The sequence below is a fragment of the Citrobacter sp. XY323 genome, assembly GCF_025106035.1.
GTDB lineage: Bacteria > Pseudomonadota > Gammaproteobacteria > Enterobacterales > Enterobacteriaceae > Citrobacter > Citrobacter braakii.
This window is the reverse complement of the sequence record NZ_JANYUK010000028.1, coordinates 1-3,228: the sequence shown is the minus strand read 5'-3', so window position 1 is coordinate 3,228 and position 3,228 is coordinate 1. Positions and strand designations below refer to the sequence as shown.

The window sequence follows — 3,228 nt, the reverse complement described above, 5'->3', positions numbered from 1 at the left end:
ACTACCATCGGCGCTACGGCGTTTCACTTCTGAGTTCGGCATGGGGTCAGGTGGGACCACCGCGCTACAGCCGCCAGGCAAATTCTGTTTATCAACACGCTTTTCGCATGTCGATGTAATCTGTAATCAAGCTGAATTTCGATGTCTCTTTCGCCAAAACACCTTCGGCGTTGTAAGGTTAAGCCTCACGGTTCATTAGTATCGGTTAGCTCAACGTATCGCTACGCTTACACACCCGACCTATCAACGTCGTCGTCTTCAACGTTCCTTCAGGACCCTTAAAGGGTCAGGGAGAACTCATCTCGGGGCAAGTTTCGTGCTTAGATGCTTTCAGCACTTATCTCTTCCGCATTTAGCTACCGGGCAATGCCATTGGCATGACAACCCGAACACCAGTGATGCGTCCACTCCGGTCCTCTCGTACTAGGAGCAGCCCCCCTCAATTCTCCAGCGCCCACGGCAGATAGGGACCGAACTGTCTCACGACGTTCTAAACCCAGCTCGCGTACCACTTTAAATGGCGAACAGCCATACCCTTGGGACCTACTTCAGCCCCAGGATGTGATGAGCCGACATCGAGGTGCCAAACACCGCCGTCGATATGAACTCTTGGGCGGTATCAGCCTGTTATCCCCGGAGTACCTTTTATCCGTTGAGCGATGGCCCTTCCATTCAGAACCACCGGATCACTAAGACCTGCTTTCGCACCTGCTCGAGCCGTCACTCTCGCAGTCAAGCTAGCTTATGCCTTTGCACTAACCTCCTGATGTCCGACCAGGATTAGCTAACCTTCGTGCTCCTCCGTTACTCTTTAGGAGGAGACCGCCCCAGTCAAACTACCCACCAGACACTGTCCGCAACCCGGATCACGGGTCTACGTTAGAACACCAGCCATTAAAGGGTGGTATTTCAAGGTTGGCTCCATGCAGACTGGCGTCCACACTTCAAAGCCTCCCACCTATCCTACACATCAAGGACCAGTGTTCAGTGTCAAGCTATAGTAAAGGTTCACGGGGTCTTTCCGTCTTGCCGCGGGTACACTGCATCTTCACAGCGAGTTCAATTTCACTGAGTCTCGGGTGGAGACAGCCTGGCCATCATTACGCCATTCGTGCAGGTCGGAACTTACCCGACAAGGAATTTCGCTACCTTAGGACCGTTATAGTTACGGCCGCCGTTTACCGGGGCTTCGATCAAGAGCTTCTCCTTACGGATAACCCCATCAATTAACCTTCCGGCACCGGGCAGGCGTCACACCGTATACGTCCACTTTCGTGTTTGCACAGTGCTGTGTTTTTAATAAACAGTTGCAGCCAGCTGGTATCTTCGACTGATTTCAGCTCCATGAGTAAATCACTTCACCTACATATCAGCGTGCCTTCTCCCGAAGTTACGGCACCATTTTGCCTAGTTCCTTCACCCGAGTTCTCTCAAGCGCCTTGGTATTCTCTACCTGACCACCTGTGTCGGTTTGGGGTACGATTTCGTGTTACCTGATGCTTAGAGGCTTTTCCTGGAAGCAGGGCATTTGTTACTTCAGCACCGTAGTGCCTCGTCATCACACCTCAGCGTTAACAAGACTCCGGATTTACCTGGAATCTCCGCCTACATGCTTAAACCGGGACAACCGTCGCCCGGCTAACATAGCCTTCTCCGTCCCCCCCTCGCAGTAACACCAAGTACAGGAATATTAACCTGTTTCCCATCGACTACGCCTTTCGGCCTCGCCTTAGGGGTCGACTCACCCTGCCCCGATTAACGTTGGACAGGAACCCTTGGTCTTCCGGCGTGCGGGTTTTTCACCCGCATTATCGTTACTTATGTCAGCATTCGCACTTCTGATACCTCCAGCATGCCTCACAGCACACCTTCAACGGCTTACAGAACGCTCCCCTACCCAACAACACATAGTGTCGCTGCCGCAGCTTCGGTGCATGGTTTAGCCCCGTTACATCTTCCGCGCAGGCCGACTCGACCAGTGAGCTATTACGCTTTCTTTAAATGATGGCTGCTTCTAAGCCAACATCCTGGCTGTCTGTGCCTTCCCACATCGTTTCCCACTTAACCATGACTTTGGGACCTTAGCTGGCGGTCTGGGTTGTTTCCCTCTTCACGACGGACGTTAGCACCCGCCGTGTGTCTCCCGTGATAACATTCTTCGGTATTCGCAGTTTGCATCGGGTTGGTAAGTCGGGATGACCCCCTAGCCGAAACAGTGCTCTACCCCCGAAGATGAGTTCACGAGGCGCTACCTAAATAGCTTTCGGGGAGAACCAGCTATCTCCCGGTTTGATTGGCCTTTCACCCCCAGCCACAAGTCATCCGCTAATTTTTCAACATTAGTCGGTTCGGTCCTCCAGTTAGTGTTACCCAACCTTCAACCTGCCCATGGCTAGATCACCGGGTTTCGGGTCTATACCCTGCAACTTAACGCCCAGTTAAGACTCGGTTTCCCTTCGGCTCCCCTATTCGGTTAACCTTGCTACAGAATATAAGTCGCTGACCCATTATACAAAAGGTACGCAGTCACCCCATAAAGAGGCTCCCACTGCTTGTACGTACACGGTTTCAGGTTCTTTTTCACTCCCCTCGCCGGGGTTCTTTTCGCCTTTCCCTCACGGTACTGGTTCACTATCGGTCAGTCAGGAGTATTTAGCCTTGGAGGATGGTCCCCCCATATTCAGACAGGATACCACGTGTCCCGCCCTACTCTTCGAGTTCACAACACATGCACTTTTGTGTACGGGGCTATCACCCTGTATCGCCGGACTTTCCAGACCGTTCCACTACCACACATGCTGATTCAGACTCTGGGCTGCTCCCCGTTCGCTCGCCGCTACTGGGGGAATCTCGGTTGATTTCTTTTCCTCGGGGTACTTAGATGTTTCAGTTCCCCCGGTTCGCTTCATTACGCTATGTATTCACGTAATGATAGTGTGACGAATCACACTGGGTTTCCCCATTCGGAAATCGCCGGTTATAACGGTTCATATCACCTTACCGACGCTTATCGCAGATTAGCACGTCCTTCATCGCCTCTGACTGCCAGGGCATCCACCGTGTACGCTTAGTCGCTTAACCTCACAACCCGAAGATGTTTCGTAAAACACTTCAGTGTTGCGAAAATTTGAGAGACTCGAACACACCGCTTTTCATTTCTTGTTTACGGAGAAATGAAACAGTGTGTCGTTTCAATTTTCAGCTTGATCCAGATTTTTAAAGAGCAAA

2 rRNA genes are annotated in these 3,228 nt (G+C 51.8%); both read right to left on the bottom strand.

Annotated features, from left to right (window positions below):
- A 5S ribosomal RNA gene (gene rrf / locus N0B36_RS24185) occupies positions 1 to 78 on the bottom strand; the annotation flags it as partial.
- 96 nt (positions 79 to 174) lie between these two features.
- Positions 175 to 3,081, bottom strand: a 23S ribosomal RNA gene (locus tag N0B36_RS24180).
- Positions 3,082 to 3,228 lie beyond the last annotated feature (147 nt).